Here is a 16,884-nt window from a genome sequence, read left to right as displayed (position 1 = left end):
TACTGTTGGTTATAGACCTATTCTTCTATCAGTATAAAAGGATTCTAATGTTAAGCAAATTAGAAAGTAACAGTATATCGCTTAATGTAATTATAGATTAATTTGAATAGCCTTATTATGGCTCAGTAAATAACCCATTAATCTAATTAACAATTACATTTGTATTATTTAAAAAAATAGGGGGTTTTATATATAAATACATACCTCATTAACAATATCATAACACAATAAAAAAAATAAAGGAGAAAAATAAATATGAAATATATTTACTTATTAAAATATGAAGTTAGTTATACAAGTCAAATAAAATATAAGGCTTTTTCAACTGTAGAAAACGCTACTAACTTTCATAGAAATTATAAACATCATTCAATTAAAGATGCTCATATTGAAAAATATGAAATATTAGTAATGGAATTAGACATAAATTTAAATAATAAGGAATTAACTAAAAAACTTAATTAATGAAAGGTAAAAATATTTATGGAATGTAGAGAATATAGAATGGTTGGTTCTTGTGATAAATGTAGAAAACAATTGGATGGGTTACACTTTATTGGACACTAATTACATAGACAATTGAACAAAGAAAGGAACTATAATTATGGCCAATATTAACTCATATACCGATGAATTTAAAAAACAAATAGTAGCTTTATATCAAAGTGGCAAATCAGTATCTTGCCTTGCTAAAGAATATAATGTTACAAGAGCAGCTACTTACAATTGAATTAAGCAATTTACTAATTCAGGTAGTTTTAAAACTAAAGATAATCGTTCTGTTGAAGAAAATGAATTAATTAAATTAAGAAAAGAATTAAAACAATTAAGAATGGAAAATGATATTTTAAAGCAAGCAGCACTAATAATAGGCAGAAAATAGAAATTATTGTCAAAAATAAAGTTAAATATAAAATTCGCACAATGTGTCATTTTTTAAAAATCTCTAAATCAACATATTATTTTAATTTAAAGAAAAAAGAAAATAAAATCAAAAATAATATTTATGATGAAGCTGTTATTAGTGCTTTTAAAGAAAATAAAGAAGTTTATGGTACTAGAAGATTAAAAGTCATTCTAGAAAACCAAGAAATTTATTTATCAATACGAAAAATTAAAGAAATTATGAATAAACATAATTTAATATCAAAATACACTAAATTATCATACAAAAATCATAATAAAGTCAATGATAGTCAAATAACCAATCTTGTTGATAGAAACTTTAATAATAGAGTTAAAAATGAAGTTATTGTTAGTGATTTAACTTATGTTCAAGTAAATGGTAAGTGAAACTATATTTGTTTATTAATTGACCTATTTAACCGCGAAATAATTGGACATAGTGTAGGTACTAAAAAAGATGCATCATTAGTATATCAAGCATTTATGCACTCAAATCGCTGTTTAAAAGATATTCAAATATTTCATAGTGATCGCGGTAATGAATTTAATAATAAAATTATTGATAAAATTTTACTAGCATTCAATATTAATCGCTCTTTAAGCAAAAAAGGTTGTCCTTATGATAACGCTGTTGCTGAAGCAACCTTTAAAACTTTCAAAACCGAATTTATTAATGATAAAAATTTTACATCATTAATCCAATTAAAATTAGAATTATTTGATTACATCAATTGATATAACAACATAAGAATTCACAGCACTTTAAACTACTTAACTCCAGTTAATTATCAAAAACAAATGTCTACCAAAAAATAGTCCTAAAAAAGGTTGCCATTCCAATTCAACAATGCTTTTCAAACTGAACAGCAATGTCTTGCATATATAGCAAATTTGAAAGAAAACAAATGTATTAGGTGTTTTAATTTTAATTTGAATACTTCTGATTTAAAAAGAATGAGATGTTTAAAATGTAATCAAACATTTAGCATTCTCACAGGCACCATATTTTCAAGGTCACAAACATCTTTAACATCTTGGTTTTATCTTATCTTTAGATGAATAAACACCAAACATGGAATTCCATCAACAGATATTGCAAAAGAATTGGGAGTGACTTTGAAAACTGCTTGAAGAATGACTCATAAAATCAGAACACGTATTGCAAAACAAAAACCTCAATTTATTGTTGAAGGTACAGTGCAAATTGATGAAATGTATCTTTCACATATGGGTTTTAAAAAACAAGGAAGATCCTTGGTGAATAAAACCTTGATTGTTGGCATTTATCAAAAAACAACCAATAATTTAATTGTGAAAGTATTGAAAAACGCAAAGAGTAAAAATCTTTTGCAGTTTGCAAAAAACCACATTTCTTCAAAATGTCTTGTATATACTGATTCTTGAAAAGGATATTGCGATTTTAAATCAGTTTTCACTAAGCATGAAACAGTTAACCATCAAGATGGCTATGTTTCAAAAATTGGTGTAAATACCAACCAAATTGAATCAGTTTGAAAACATATAAGAAGAACATTTAAAACACATATCAAAGTTGCAAAAAATCATGTTCATTTATATGCTAAAGAAGCTGCATATAAATTCAACAAGATACCTAGTTTTGAAACTGTAATTCTATGTTTGATTTAAAAATGTGGGGAGAAGTCCGTAGATAGGCTTTTCTCAGCATTTATGTGATAAAATTAAAATAGTACATAAAGGGAGAAAAGCCCTAAAGATAATCGTTCTTTTGAAGAAAATGAATTAATTAAATTAAGAAAAGAATTAAAACAATTAAGAATGGAAAATGATATTTTAAAGCAAGCAGCACTAATAATAGGCAGAAAGTAGAGATTATTGCAAATAATAAATCTAAATATAAAATTCGCACAATGTGTCATTTTTTAAAACTCTCTAAATCAACATATTATTTTAATTTAAAGAAAAAAAATAAAATTCAAAATAATATTTATGAACAAGCTGTTATTAGTGCTTTTAAAAAAAATAAATAAGTTTATGGTACTAGAAGATTAAAAGTAATTCTAGAAAACCAAGAAATTTATTTATCAAGACGAAAAATTAAAGAAATTATGAATAAACATAATTTAATATCAAAATACACTAAATTATCATACAAAAATCATAATAACAAAGTTAACGATAGTCCAATAAACAATCTTGTTGATAGAAACTTTAATAATAGAGTTAAAAATGAAGTTATTGTTAGTGATTTAACTTATGTTCAAGTAAATGGTAAGTGAAACTATATTTGTTTATTAATTGACCTATTTAACCGCGAAATAATTGGACATAGTGTAGGTACTAAAAAAGATGCATCATTAGTATATCAAGCATTTATGCACTCAAATCGCTGTTTAAAAGATATTCAAATATTTCATAGTGATCGCGGTAATGAATTTAATAATAAAATTATTGATAAACTTTTACTAGCATTCAATATTAATCGCTCTTTAAGCAAAAAAGGTTGTCCTTATGATAACGCTGTTGCTGAAGCAACCTTTAAAACTTTCAAAACCGAATTTATTAATGATAAAAATTTTACATCATTAATCCAATTAAAATTAGAATTATTTGATTACATCAATTGATATAACAACATAAGAATTCACAGCACTTTAAACTACTTAACTCCAGTTAATTATCAAAAACAAATGTCTACCAAAAAATAGTCCTAAAAAAGGTTGCCATTCCAGTATATTAAAAAAATTATAAGTTTTACTTGATGTTTTAAATTCTACTGTAGCAATTCCATATGTTTCACCTTTTAATTGTATAATCGGTACTCACATACCACCTGCTAATGCTAAACTTGTTAAATTAACATAAACACCAATCATTTCTTGATAATCTTGTTCAGTTAAAGAATCCATAATAATTTCTTTACCTTGTTGCATAAACTTTTTACCAGTTAAATATTGCTTTTGTAATTGCTTAATTTTAGCAATATTATTATTAGTAATATGTGTCATTATTTTTTTATGAATTACTGGTAAATTAGTAAGTGTTTGAAGATTTTTATTAAAAGTATTTAATTCTTCTTGTAACTTTCCTTTTCCTAATGTTTTGGAAAAAATTCTAGTTTTTAATATTCCTGCTGGATTTTTTAAAAAACTATTAAATAATGAATTATTTTTTTTAAATTTTTCTATTAATTCAGCAGTTTGTATATCACTAACAGCAGTTTCTAATATCATTCTTAATAATAATATAATAGGCATTTAAATTACTTCTTTGTAAAAGTTACTTGTAAAGAACCATCATATAAAGTTTTACCTTCAACATTAGCACTTGTTGTTGTTAAATCTGAAAAATTAGCATTACCTTTAACATAATTAGGATTTTTAGCAAGAACTGCTTTTTCTACTTCATCTGCAGTTGGAGTATCACCAGCCATAGTTATTTTTCCTAAATTAGTAAATTCAATTGCTGTTGCAATATCAATACTTGAAGTAACTGTAAATCCTTTAACTAAATCTGGACGTAATGCTTTACCTTCTGATACTAAAAACTTATGAAAATTCTTAACATTACCATTTGTTTGTAAAACAAAAATATTATCTTGACCACGATTAAAAGGAAATGCTAATGCTTCTTTATGAACTAATACAGCATCACATCCTAAAAAATTAAATCCTTCTTTTTTATCAATAGTTCCGATTGGATAATTTCTACCTAATCAAGGACATTCTACAATTTTAATGCCACCAATTTCTACAATTTTACCATCTTTTAATGATTGACTTGCACTATCACTACCTAATGTAGTTGTTGATAATAATACTAATGGTTTAAAGAAACTAGATACTCATAATGTATAATCTTCTTCATCTGTACCAATATATTCATCAGTAATTCTTGCTTTTAATGTTGCTAATGTATTTGATATTTTTAATCATAATAACATTCTATAATCATCTATTTTTGGTGTACTTGGTAATGCAATTTTAATAATGTCATTATCTTTTGCTGTTTTAACTGCTAATGCTAATAATTTTGCTACTAAATAAGTCTCTACTGATTTTGCTTTTGCATCAATTCAACTTGATGCTAAACTATCTGATACAAGAACATTACCATCTTCATATTTTGCACCTAATCTTTTCAAATCTAATGTTTCTTCTTCAAAAGTTATTTGTTTCTTTTTATCTAATAAAATTTGTTCAACTCTTGTGGCTGTTAAATCATTAGCACCAGCACCTGCATTATAATCATCTGTAAGGTTTCTTTTAGTAATATTATAAATAGCAGTACCAGCATCTAATTGTTCTCTATTTTCTACTGTAGCATTAATTAATGCAACTCTTTTTGATAATAAAACTTTTAAATTTTTAATATATTTAACTGATAAATCTAATTTACCCGTTGGATTACTAGGGTCATTAATTGTTGTTGATTGTGTTGTAATAATTGCCATATTTTTAACCTACCATTCCTATTTTTCTAGTATCTACTTCATCTTCTTTTTCTTCTTTAAATTTATCTTTTACATCTAAAGAATTACTAATATTTGTATCTTTATTATTTTTAAATAAATGTGGAAAATCTTTATTTAATAATGATAATTCTTCATCAATATCTTCTTTATCTCCAAGATATCTTTTTAATAAATCAATATTTTCTTGTGATAAATCATATTTTTTATAACTTTCTGAATGTCTAATTTCTCTATCTTTATCAGTTTTTTCTTTATATAAAGCATTATATTTTTCTTCTAATTCTTTATATTTTTCTTCTAAAGTTGGCTCTTTAACTTTTTCTTTTTCTGGTTCTTTTTTATCTTCAGATTCAGATTCTTTTTCAGTATTTTCTTCTGATTTTACTTCTTCTTCCTTAGTTTCTTCTTGTTCATCTTTTTCTTTTTCTTCCATAGTATTACCTTCTTTCATTTCATTTTCATTTAACATAATTACCACCACCTTTCTAAGTGTTATGTCACTCTTGGTGAAATTTGTATATTATTAAAGTTAATATTACTAATTATTTCACTAGTTAAATAATCCGTATTAATATGTAAACTACCAATTAAATTTATAGTTATATTTAATTTAGTACCTACAAAACTCATAACTAATCAAGTTTGTATAAAAGTTACTCTTGTATCATCTGAACTAACATTATTTGTATCTCCAATTAATACTGAATAATATTTATTACTATCAAGTTCATTTTTTATATAATATTCTTTCAAATTAGGAGATAAAAGAATTTCTACTTTAAACTTACAATTGTTTCCTTCATGTTCTTGATTATCATTATAGTGATAATAAGTTTCTGGATTATTTTCATGAAAATAAGGTATATATTCCCCTATGAATTGAGGTATATCTTTTAAATCAGGAATAATAAATGAATTACTACTATTAAAGGTATTATTTTTATTTCCTTCAATTGCCGACATACTAATATTTCAATTTAATTCAAAATTTTTATAATCATTCAGAAAATCTTTTACGTTTTGATAATCATAATCAGTTAAATCAATTGAAATATTTTTTATTCATGACTGATAGTTAGTATTATTTGGATAAATAAAATATTGATAACGTTTAGAAATATCTGGTACAAATGGAGAAGTAAAATTATTATTTAATTTTTGACCAGATAAATCTATGAATATTGAGTGTGGTATTTCTGTTGGTGGTGGTGGATTAACCGCTTTTGGATAGTTATATTTATTTTTAAAACTATAAGTATTATTTGCTAATAAAAAATTATTTTTAATTAATCTTATATTACCACTTGCTTTACCAACTGTTTGGTATGTTCCTGCTCAAATACTAAAATCATCACTTACAGCCCCTTCATAATCATTTGGCAGGCTATAAAATGTTAATTTAAAATTACATTTTCCTTGAACTAAAATATCAATCATATCTATATAAAAACCACTATAATTATCATTGCTAAAAATTGGTGATTGTAAGTCAAAATCTTCTACTGGTGGTAATAAATATATTTGTTGATTATTATTTGGATTATTTTGAGATATATTAACTAAATTCATATATTTAGTGTCAACAATATTATTATTATCAATATTATAAGTTGAAAGTTTAATGTTATCAGTCAAATTAAATGTAAAACTTGTCATATGGCTTGATGTTCCTAAAATTGCTGGTAATTCATCAGGTGTACCATTTCTAAAAACATCATAAGGCATAATATTTTTTTCTTTTGCACTTGAATAAATAACATTAGTATAAAATTTATATAATTCAGCACTTATAAAAAAATTAACAATATCAAATCTTGGTATTAATAAATTTGAAACTTTTTTAAATCCTATATTCATTCCGCCAGTAAATCCATTAAAAAAGCTACCAAATACTGGTATAGTATTTAATTGAATTTTAACTGTTTCTCTTACTGATAATGGTATTTCATTCATAGAATTATAAATAAAATACATTAAAGCGTTTAAATTTCTTAAATTTTTAAATTTTAAATTATTGATAGTATAACCATTAACTTGACCTCTTAATTTTTTATTATTTTTATTGAAATAAACAAAATAAGGATTACCAATAGTATAAAATTTATCAGTATCTAAATTTATTCCATTTAAAAAATTGCTATCTCAATAAGGAATATATTTACCAGTTTCAGTATCAATTTTGTTAGTTGCTGTTGTTTTTTCAACATCAGTTAATATATGACCTTCAAAAGTCTTTTTTGCACCATCATCATACATTGGTGCTATTACTTCTTGTCATTGTTGATAAGTATCAACTGTTGATTTTGCTCCTACTGTTAAAACATAATTAGTTTCTGGTAAAGCACTAAAACTAACTGGGTCATATGTAGATGCTTGATAATTTAAAGGAAAAATTAAATGTGTAGGATTCATAGTGATTTCTTTATTATCAGTTTTGTTAATATTTCTTCCTCATAATCCAATTCCTATTTTTCCAACTGTTCCATAAAAAGTAATTTGTGCATGTGTAACTGGTCTTGGTGGTAAATAATCTTGGTCTAATATAATATTGTTGTTTAAATCCAATGTAGGTATTGCAACTGGCTCACCAACTGCACCTAATTGCACATATTGATTAATTGCTAATCCACTTGTTGCTAATTTATCATTTAATGAACTAAAAGTACATTGAATATATGCTAATTATTTATTTTCATTATTATAAGTTTTACTTGCAACTTCAAGAATATATCATTGTCTATCAACTTTAATACTTTTATCAGTATTTATAACTTTATTAATTTCTGGAATCATATATAACTTATATAAATTTGAAACAATATTATTAATAAAGTCAAAATTCTTTTTTTCATTTGGAATATTAATAACCACATTTTTAATTGCTTGCTCTTGAATAAAAGCATTATTTGCTGGTGTTGCTGAATAAGTAATACCTAATTGGTCTGATAATATATTCCCATAAAATACATCGCCAACTTTTAAAACCTTTTTACCAGTAGAATCTATTGTTTTTAAATCTGGTTCTATTAAATCAAAACTATTATCTCATACAGACAATATTGCTTCTCTACCAGTAAAGATTTTACTAAATGAAGTATAATCATTAGGAATACTAGTTGGTGGTTTATATCCCGTTTCTGTTGAATTTATAGCACCTAAAATAATAGTAAAAGGACATACACGAAATTGTAAATCTTTATTTTGTGTAAAATCTTTTTCAATTTCACCAGTTGATTTTCAAACTGTTTTAATTAATTGATGATTTATTTTCGGTATCATTTTTAGTTTCTCCTAAAAAAGTATTATTAAATTCAATTTCTTCTTTTTGATATTTTCTATTTGCTGAATTATACTTGTAAGTGCAAGTAAATAAAATTGCAAAAAAATTCTCATATAAAAATTTCATAATGCTAAATTTATTTTATAAAAAAAGTAAGGAGTTTTTATATGAGTTATAAACATCTTGGCGTAGATGAAAGAATTTATATTGAGAATCAATTGAAATTTAAAGTTAAAATTAGTGAAATAGCTAAAAATCTTAATCGAAATATTAGTACTATTATTCGAGAAATTAATAGAAATCAAGATAATAGTAATTATTTTTCATTGATTGCACAAAATAAAGCTGAAAATAGAAAACAATCACATATTTTTTTTCATAAGTTTAAAAATAAAGATTTAGTAAAATATGTGCAACAAAAACTATTATTAGGCTGATCACCTGAACAAATTTATGGCAGAATTAAAAATTTTCATAAACAATGAGTTATTAGTTTTAAAACAATTTACAATTGAATTTATTCTGGATTGCTTGATCAAGTTACTAGTAAAAATTTAAGAAGAAAAGGCAAAAAACGCAAATCTCAAGAAAATCGTGGCAAATTCAATAGCAAATCAATTAAAGAAAGAGATCTTAATATTAATGATCGTATAACACTTGGTCATTGAGAAGGAGATACTATAGTATCATCACGAGGCAAAAGTAAAAAATGTTTAATAACTTTAGTTGAAAGAGTATCACGATTTACTTTAGCAATATTAGTTAAAAACAGAACTACTAAAGTTATTAACAAAAATATTAGCCATTATTTATCAATTCTTCCTAAAAATATTGTTAAAACCATTACTTTTGATCGTGGTAAAGAATTTTCAAATTGACAACAACTTGAAAAAAATTTAGATGTGAAAATTTATTTTGCAAATCCATATTCACCTTGACAAAGAGGTACTAATGAAAATACTAATGGTTTAATTAGAGAAAAATTTCCTAAAAAATTTAATTTTTCAAAAACTTGTAAAAATGAAGTTCATAAATTTATATTGTCTTTAAACCAAAGACCAAGAAAAATACTAAATTATCTTTCACCGATAGAATATTTGGATAGAAAAATAATTTAGTTGCACTTACCTTTACAATTTAGCATTTTCATTAATAATCTGTTCTGCTTCTTCTTCACTAACACCATAACGCTTAACAATAATACGTTTAATATTAGTAATTCCTAATCTTAATTCTGCTTCATCAATTTCAAGTGATTTTAATCTATCTGTAATAGTATTTTCTTTAATTTCAAATGTTCATTTAGATTTATCGCCATCTAATCCCATTAAAATAAAACATCTTTGAAATATTTCATTTCAATCACTTTGATTTAAAGTTCTTTTAATTCTTGTAGTTTCCATATCACGAGAATTAGTAATTAATACTTCTGCTTCAGTTTTTTGACTTGTAGTATCATTTACTGGACTATATCCACTACCCTCAAATGCTTTATCAATAATAAATTGTATAAATTCTGCATATTTATCTAATATTGGACTACCTTGTAAAATAGCAATTGGTGGTGTTCCGCTAGTACTTCCTAAACTTCTTAAATTTGCTTGTAAAATAAATTTACCTATTAATTTTTTTAAATCAAAAGCAGTTTTAGATTGATTTATTTCTTGTTCAGTAATATCTAAAAATACACGAGTAACATTATATTCAAGTTCATGTTCAATTGATTCAAATGTTTTATTTAATAATTGTTGTAATTTTTTAATTGGAGTCATATCTGGATAATAATCACCAATAACTCCACCAAAGAAATTCTTTTTAGGTAAATTTTGCATAAATTTAACTGGAATAATACCTAAATTATGATTTTCTATTAATGGTAATTGTAAATCTTTACTTATCTTTTCTTGTAAACCATCTAAAGTAATAAAATCACTAGTAAAATATCTAATTATTTGATTTGGAGTATATGTTGTTTTCACATAAATACTTTGGTCATCATATTGTAATCTTGACCAAGTACTAGCACCTTGTTCAGTATCTAATACTCTTGCAACTCTTGATTGAGCATACGGTTGAGCAAAATTTAATGAAATTCTACCAGTTTTACTTTTATCAATTTGAACAATACTATAACCATAACCAGATTTAATATGACAATCTTGATAAAATAATGAATCTAAATTATTTCATTCTTTTAATTTTTCAATTGCTCTTTTATATTCTTCATGTTCACTTGTTAAAGTGTAACCATTACCTCATAATAATTTTGAAGCATGATTTGCTATAATTTCTTGAAGATTTATCATACATCAATTAGGAGTTAATATTTCAGTATTGTGATTATTCATATGTTACTTCCTTTCAAAATAAGGATTTATATCTGCACTTAAATTTCTAATATATGGCTCAATTGCATAATCAAATGCATCTCTTAAATGGTCATTACCCGCTAATGGTATTTGTTTAATACTTTTAGGGTCTCATACAGCCAATCTAAATTCATCTAATAATGCTTGTGCATTCATACTAATATTTAAGCGTTCTGATGCCATTAAAGCCACATTCTTACCTATTCTAAACTCAAGTCTTAACTTCACACAATCTTTAAAATAAAGCCATGAATTAACTTGATATTTAATTGCTGTATCATTTAACATTTCAATAAATGTATAATTACTAAAATCACAATATACAGTTAAACCATATTCATATAACAAATTATTTTCTTTTGCTAATTTAATATAAAACTCAACTACTAATCTTGCTAATTGTTTATTATCATAACGTACTAATTTATTTTCTATTTTTAAACAATCAATAACATTAACAAATTTAAAATTATAATCAAAACCTATTAATACACATGCTAAAGCATCATCTTTAAACCCATAATCTAATCCAGCACTAAATCTATAACTTGGTTGTAATAATCTACTAATCTTATGAATAAGATGTGAATATATTCCTCCACTTTCATAACCTACTAAACCATGACTTCTTACTCTTGCAGATATTGGGTCTAGAACTTCTATTTCTAATAATTGTTGTTTATCACTATCTTTTAAATGAGTATTTAATTTTCAATTTTGATAATGATAAATAGTCTTATCAATAATAGTAAATTGTTCATATTCATTAATAATTTGTTTTTCATTTTGTGGACAAGCATTTATAGTTTTTTTAATAAATTCATTAAGAATTGACCAAGGATTACAACTTTCAATTTCTAATAATTGATTTGCACCACGAATAGCATCTTTTAAATCTTGATAATCATTTTCAGTAATTTCATATCTTTCATCACTTCATATAATTACATAATCATATAAATAATTACTTGCTAATCCAGTTAATTTAACATTACTATTATCTTGTGCATGTAAATATTTACAAGTTATTTTACTACCATTAAATTCAATAGTTTTTTTAGTTTCACTAATAATAAAATTAATACTAGGATATGTTGCTCTAATAATTTGTTTTAATTCTTGTCAACTATCATTTAATTGTTTTGACATATTACGAATTAAATAAGCGTGAATATTAATATTCTCTAAAATTAATAAAATACCAAGAAATTCAATATCACTAAATGTTTTACCAGATTTACGACTACCTAATTGTTTAATTTTAGTAATATTTAAAGGTTGTTTTAAATACATTCTTTTAGCAATATCTAATAAATAACCAAAATTACTTAACATTTATTCTTACCTTTATTTTCTAAACTAATTGCTATAGGGGCTGTATTATCACTACTTTTTATATCAATTTTTGTAGATAAATGATATTCTTTCACAAATGCTCTTTCTAAATATCATGCAGTATTATTTGCATTTGCTTTTAAATATCTTTGTGTATTAATATGGCGTATTTGTAAATATGCTCAATTAATTTGTTGTAAAAAAGTATTTCTCTTTTTTTGTTTTCAACTATAAAGAGTATTTTCTGTAATATCTAAATAAACTAACATACCAATTTTAGTAGGTACTTCTTCAGTTTGTTTACAATGATTAAAATATTCTTCTAATTTTTCTCTTAATGCTTTTGCATCATTAAAAATTGTTCTTATTTTTATTTTTTCTTCTTGCACATAAAAATCTCCTTTCATATGCTTTAAAAACACAAAAATTTATGCTATAATTAATATAATCTTTAAGTTAAGTGACGGAAAAAACTAACTTATTAACTTTATTAATTACTTCATATATTTTTTTATTTAATTTTTATAATATAATTATAACAAAAAATAGCATTATACTGCTATTTTTTTATTTTTTCTCTTAATTTTAAAAATATCTCTTATAGTTTTTCAAAATTTAAAATTTGGATTTTCTTTTTTAAATATTTTATTTGCTCAAAATAAACCAATAATATTTAATGAAATAAACATAAAAAATATACCCATTTTTTTGTCTATGACAAAATTCAGTTCCTTTTACACCGATTAATACTAGTGCAAATATTATTAAATATATTGAAAGCGCTATTGCTAATAGTGGTCATTCACCCAATTTTAACATTTTTATTTTCCTTTTCTATTTATATTTTTCTTTATTGTACATTATTTTAGTAAAAAAGAAAAGATAACTAATAAAAGTTATCTTTTAAACGTAAATAGAATTTTCAAGTTATTAAACGTTTGTTAATATTATACTCTAAAACTAAACATTTTTCAACAATATTTTAACAAATTTGCTAAAATTGAGCGTGAAACATATAACTAGAAAGGTGTTAAAAAATGTTTAGTTTTAAAGAATTTCTAAAATCAGAAATCACAGATATTTTAGCAAAATATTTTCAAAAAATCCATGATTATGATGAATATTTTTTTCAAAATAGAGATAAAAATCAATATAAAATTGATTCAAGAGTTAATAGAACAGTAAATACTCCAATTGGAATAGGGACTTTTAGACAAAGAGTTTATTGAGATACAATTAATAAACAATATTATTATCCAATTTATGAAGAATTTGGTATTAAAAAAAGAGCAAGAATTACTAATGATTTATATTTTGATATATTAGATAATTTAATTGAAAATTTAATAAGTAAAAAAGGTTATTTTAATATTCAATCATAATTTAAATATACTTCTTTTTCTAAAAATCTTATTTCAAGAATTTTTAAAAATGCAAAAATTGAAAAATGAATACCAGAAAAAAAATTTAAAGTATTAGATAATGAAAAATTAAATATATGTGCAGATGATGCTTATATAACTTGTTGAAATGAAAATGGTTTAAAACAACAATATTGTTGTAGAATTTTAACTTTTAATCTAGGTAAAAAAGAAATTTATTCATATAGAAATAAATTAGACAAGAAAATAACTGCATTTTTATTATTTAAATCTGGTAATGGTTTAAATCAAGAACAATTATATAATTTTACAACACAAACTATTTTGAATCATTATGATATTAATTTAAATATATTAGGTGTTCAATGAGAATATCATAATTATAATTTAGTGGTTGCTGGTGATGGTGCATTATGAATTAAAGCAATGGCTACTTGATTGGGATGTTATTATATTTTAGATAAATATCATGCTTATAGTTATTTATGAAAATCTTTTGTTGGAGTTAAAGGTAAGAAAAAAGAATCTCATGATTGAACTAAATACATTGATGGTACTACTACTTTTGCAAGTGGTGATTGTAATCAATTACTTACTTTTTTAAAACCTAATGTTAATGAAAAAACTTATAATTATTTTAAAAATAATGCTCATGGTATTGTAAATCAAAATGCTTCTTGAAATATTGGTTGTAGTGCTGAAAGTGATGTTTATCATTTTTTAAAATCTTTAACTAATGGAGCAAAAATATATAATTATCAAACGTTAAATAATATGTTAATTGCAAAAGCAAATTATTTAAATTCTAGAAGTTATTTGAATAGTACTTAATAAGTTAAAACTTAATATTTTTTAATTCTAATTTTAAGATTAGTATTTTTGTGTTATTTAAATGTAATTTTACAATTATATTTTTTAGTATTTTTAAATTTTATGGTATAATTTAATTAACAAATCATAGAATTTTCAAGTTATATTGTAAATGTTATTGAATTCTATGGGTTAAACTCATACGTCCTTAGTGCTGCTTGCTTTAAAATATCATTTTCCATTCTTAATTGTTTTAATTCTTTTCTTAATTTAATTAATTCATTTTCTTCAACAGAACGATTATCTTTAGTTTTAAAACTACCTGAATTAGTAAATTGCTTAATTCAATTGTAAGTAGCTGCTCTTGTAACATTATATTCTTTAGCAAGGCAAGATACTGATTTGCCACTTTGATATAAAGCTACTATTTGTTTTTTAAATTCATCGGTATATGAGTTAATATTGGCCATAATTATAGTTCCTTTCTTTGTTCACTTGTCTACGTAATTAGTGTCCAATAAAGTGTAACCCATCCACAGCATTTATGTGATAAAATTAAAATAGTACATAAAGGGAGAAAAGCCTTAAGCAATTTACTAATTCAGATAGTTTTAAAACTAAAAATAATCTTTCAGATTTAGAAAAACAATTAATTCAAGCAAATAAAGAATTAAAACAGTTACGAATGGAAAATGATATTTTAAAGCAAGCAGCACTAATAATAGGCAGAAAATAGAAATTATTGTCAAAAATAAATCTAAATATAAAATTCGCACAATGTGTCATTTTTTAAAACTCTCTAAATCAACGCTTTTTTAAAAGATAAGGAGATAATTTAATGAAAAATGCAAATAATTCTAATTTACTTTTTAATTATGATGCAGAATGTACCAACCCCAGCATAGATATAATTAAAAATGTGGATGTTAAATCTAAAAATAAAGTTGAAAAATCAATTAAAAATAATATCGAAGTTCAAAGAGATATCAATGATTTTGCTGTTAAATTTCAAAAGAAACAAAAAATCAAAAAAGAATATAAAACCATTTATATAAAATCAGATTATGTAAAAAAAATCAAAAAATTAGCAAAAAATACTAATCGTAGTTTTGCATAAGTTATTGAATTATTAGTTGAAGAATTTGAGAAAAATGAATTAATAACTTTATAATTTAAAAATTTCTTGAGTTGAGAAATTGAAATTGTGACTAAAGTAGTATTTGAACAAATCCTTATTATTGACGTCAAAAACAAGCTTATGAAGAACTTATTGCAAAAATTATATAAAAAAAGGCTTTTCTCCCTTTATGTACTATTTTAGTTTTATCACATAAATGCTGAGAAAAGCCTATCTACGGACTTCTCCCCACATTTTTAAATCAAACATATAATTACAGTTTCAAAACTAGGTATCTTGTTGAATTTATATGCAGCTTCTTTAGCATATAAATGAACATGATGTTTTGCAACTTTGATATGTGTTTTAAATGTTCTTCTTATATGTTTTCAAACTGATTCAATTTGGTTGGTATTTACACCAATTTTTGAAACATAGCCATCTTGATGGTTAACTGTTTCATGCTTAGTGAAAACTGATTTAAAATCGCAATATCCTTTTCAAGAATCAGTATATACAAGACATTTTGAAGAAATGTGGTTTTTTGCAAACTGCAAAAGATTTTTACTCTTTGCGTTTTTCAATACTTTCACAATTAAATTATTGGTTGTTTTTTGATAAATGCCAACAATCAAGGTTTTATTCACCAAGGATCTTCCTTGTTTTTTAAAACCCATATGTGAAAGATACATTTCATCAATTTGCACTGTACCTTCAACAATAAATTGAGGTTTTTGTTTTGCAATACGTGTTCTGATTTTATGAGTCATTCTTAAAGCATTTTTCAAAGTCACTCCCAATTCTTTTGCAATATCTGTTGATGGAATTCCATGTTTGGTGTTTATTCATCTAAAGATAAGATAAAACCAAGATGTTAAAGATGTTTGTGACCTTGAAAATATGGTGCCTGTGAGAATGCTAAATGTTTGATTACATTTTAAACATCTCATTCTTTTTAAATCAGAAGTATTCAAATTAAAACTAAAACACCTAATACATTTGTTTTCTTTCAAATTTGCTATATATGCAAGACATTGCTGTTCAGTTTGAAAAGCATTGTTGAATTCATTCAGTTTCATTATTCCCTCCACAAGTACATGTGGGGAGAAGTCCGTAAAAAAATTACCTAATCAGAAATAATTAGGCAGTTACGAGAGATATACTCCCTTGCACAATATTACTATCGTAATCACAATTAAATTATAGCATATAAGTATTAGGAATGCAATAAT

General features: G+C 23.8%; 18 protein-coding genes. 8 read left to right on the top strand and 10 right to left on the bottom strand.

The window, feature by feature from the left end:
* The first annotated feature begins 255 nt into the window (after positions 1–255).
* From AACL02_RS10335 to AACL02_RS10320, 4 genes are all read left to right on the top strand, one after another.
* Complete coding sequence (locus AACL02_RS10335; RefSeq protein ID WP_339041407.1) at positions 256–465, top strand: hypothetical protein; 210 nt, start codon at positions 256–258, stop codon at positions 463–465.
* Between the two features lie 139 nt (positions 466–604).
* Positions 605–1,722 (top strand): IS3 family transposase gene (locus tag AACL02_RS10330; RefSeq protein WP_339041405.1). Its coding sequence is split into 2 segments (ribosomal slippage): positions 605–848 and positions 848–1,722, totalling 1,119 coding nucleotides; the frame shifts between segments, so codons are not numbered across the junction.
* 12 nt (positions 1,723–1,734) lie between these two features.
* Positions 1,735–2,553 (top strand): IS1595 family transposase, encoded by an 819-nt coding sequence (locus AACL02_RS10325; protein ID WP_339041403.1) that lies wholly within the window; start codon positions 1,735–1,737, stop codon positions 2,551–2,553.
* A gap of 380 nt (positions 2,554–2,933) precedes the next feature.
* The gene (locus AACL02_RS10320; protein WP_339043720.1) at positions 2,934–3,593 is read left to right on the top strand and encodes an IS3 family transposase; all 660 of its coding nucleotides are present in this window, start codon (positions 2,934–2,936) and stop codon (positions 3,591–3,593) included.
* Here the strand turns inward: AACL02_RS10320 and AACL02_RS10315 are convergent.
* From AACL02_RS10315 to AACL02_RS10295, 5 genes are all read right to left on the bottom strand, one after another.
* On the bottom strand, positions 3,549–4,142 hold the full coding sequence (locus AACL02_RS10315) for a hypothetical protein (protein WP_339041401.1): 594 nt from the start codon (positions 4,140–4,142) through the stop codon (positions 3,549–3,551). The genes AACL02_RS10320 and AACL02_RS10315 overlap by 45 nt on opposite strands.
* Before the next feature lie 5 nt (positions 4,143–4,147).
* Positions 4,148–5,338 (bottom strand): hypothetical protein, encoded by a 1,191-nt coding sequence (locus tag AACL02_RS10310; RefSeq protein WP_339041399.1) that lies wholly within the window; start codon positions 5,336–5,338, stop codon positions 4,148–4,150.
* 4 nt (positions 5,339–5,342) lie between these two features.
* Positions 5,343–5,828, bottom strand: coding sequence for a hypothetical protein (locus tag AACL02_RS10305; RefSeq protein ID WP_339041397.1), 486 nt, complete (start codon positions 5,826–5,828; stop codon positions 5,343–5,345).
* A gap of 23 nt (positions 5,829–5,851) precedes the next feature.
* Entirely contained in the window at positions 5,852–7,966 is a 2,115-nt protein-coding gene (locus AACL02_RS10300) for a hypothetical protein (RefSeq protein WP_339041395.1), read from the bottom strand.
* Positions 7,967–8,041: 75 nt separating this feature from the next.
* Entirely contained in the window at positions 8,042–8,638 is a 597-nt protein-coding gene (locus tag AACL02_RS10295; RefSeq protein WP_339041393.1) for a hypothetical protein, read from the bottom strand.
* A gap of 168 nt (positions 8,639–8,806) precedes the next feature.
* Between AACL02_RS10295 and AACL02_RS10290 the strand changes: the two genes are divergently transcribed.
* Entirely contained in the window at positions 8,807–9,757 is a 951-nt protein-coding gene (locus tag AACL02_RS10290; RefSeq protein WP_339040235.1) for an IS30 family transposase, read from the top strand.
* A gap of 12 nt (positions 9,758–9,769) precedes the next feature.
* Here AACL02_RS10290 and AACL02_RS10285 read toward each other — a convergent pair whose 3' ends face one another.
* From AACL02_RS10285 to AACL02_RS10275, 3 genes are read right to left on the bottom strand one after another with little or no spacing between them, the layout of a single operon-like run.
* Positions 9,770–10,987 carry a hypothetical protein gene (locus AACL02_RS10285; RefSeq protein WP_339041391.1) on the bottom strand — a complete coding sequence of 406 codons (1,218 nt, stop codon included), beginning with the start codon at positions 10,985–10,987 and terminating at the stop codon, positions 9,770–9,772.
* A 3-nt stretch (positions 10,988–10,990) separates the two neighbouring features.
* Complete coding sequence (locus AACL02_RS10280) at positions 10,991–12,301, bottom strand: phage terminase large subunit (protein ID WP_339041389.1); 1,311 nt, start codon at positions 12,299–12,301, stop codon at positions 10,991–10,993.
* 35 nt (positions 12,302–12,336) lie between these two features.
* A complete protein-coding gene (locus tag AACL02_RS10275) occupies positions 12,337–12,732 on the bottom strand; it encodes a terminase small subunit (protein ID WP_174480004.1) in 396 nt (131 codons plus the stop codon).
* Between the two features lie 648 nt (positions 12,733–13,380).
* On the opposite strand from AACL02_RS10275, the gene AACL02_RS10270 reads away from it, so the two are divergent.
* Positions 13,381–13,725, top strand: a complete 345-nt coding sequence (locus AACL02_RS10270; protein ID WP_339041387.1) for a UPF0236 family transposase-like protein — start codon at positions 13,381–13,383, stop codon at positions 13,723–13,725.
* A 324-nt stretch (positions 13,726–14,049) separates the two neighbouring features.
* Positions 14,050–14,556 carry a hypothetical protein gene (locus tag AACL02_RS10265; protein WP_339041384.1) on the top strand — a complete coding sequence of 169 codons (507 nt, stop codon included), beginning with the start codon at positions 14,050–14,052 and terminating at the stop codon, positions 14,554–14,556.
* Positions 14,557–14,720: 164 nt separating this feature from the next.
* On the opposite strand, the gene AACL02_RS10260 is transcribed toward AACL02_RS10265, so the two are convergent.
* On the bottom strand, positions 14,721–15,005 hold the full coding sequence (locus AACL02_RS10260) for a transposase (protein WP_339041382.1): 285 nt from the start codon (positions 15,003–15,005) through the stop codon (positions 14,721–14,723).
* 368 nt (positions 15,006–15,373) lie between these two features.
* Here AACL02_RS10260 and AACL02_RS10255 point away from each other — a divergent pair, with 368 nt between their 5' ends.
* A complete protein-coding gene (locus tag AACL02_RS10255) occupies positions 15,374–15,652 on the top strand; it encodes a hypothetical protein (RefSeq protein ID WP_339041380.1) in 279 nt (92 codons plus the stop codon).
* 257 nt (positions 15,653–15,909) lie between these two features.
* Here AACL02_RS10255 and AACL02_RS10250 read toward each other — a convergent pair whose 3' ends face one another.
* Positions 15,910–16,602: an IS1595 family transposase gene (locus tag AACL02_RS10250; RefSeq protein ID WP_339043719.1), complete on the bottom strand. Its 693-nt coding sequence runs from the start codon at positions 16,600–16,602 to the stop codon at positions 15,910–15,912.
* Between the last annotated feature and the right edge of the window lie 282 nt (positions 16,603–16,884).

The sequence above is a fragment of the Spiroplasma endosymbiont of Apeira syringaria genome, assembly GCF_964020205.1.
Lineage (GTDB): Bacteria > Bacillota_I > Bacilli_A > Mycoplasmatales > VBWQ01 > Spiroplasma_E > Spiroplasma_E ixodetis_A.
The sequence above is the reverse complement of the archived record's forward strand: the minus strand, read 5'-3'. Positions and strand labels throughout refer to the sequence as shown.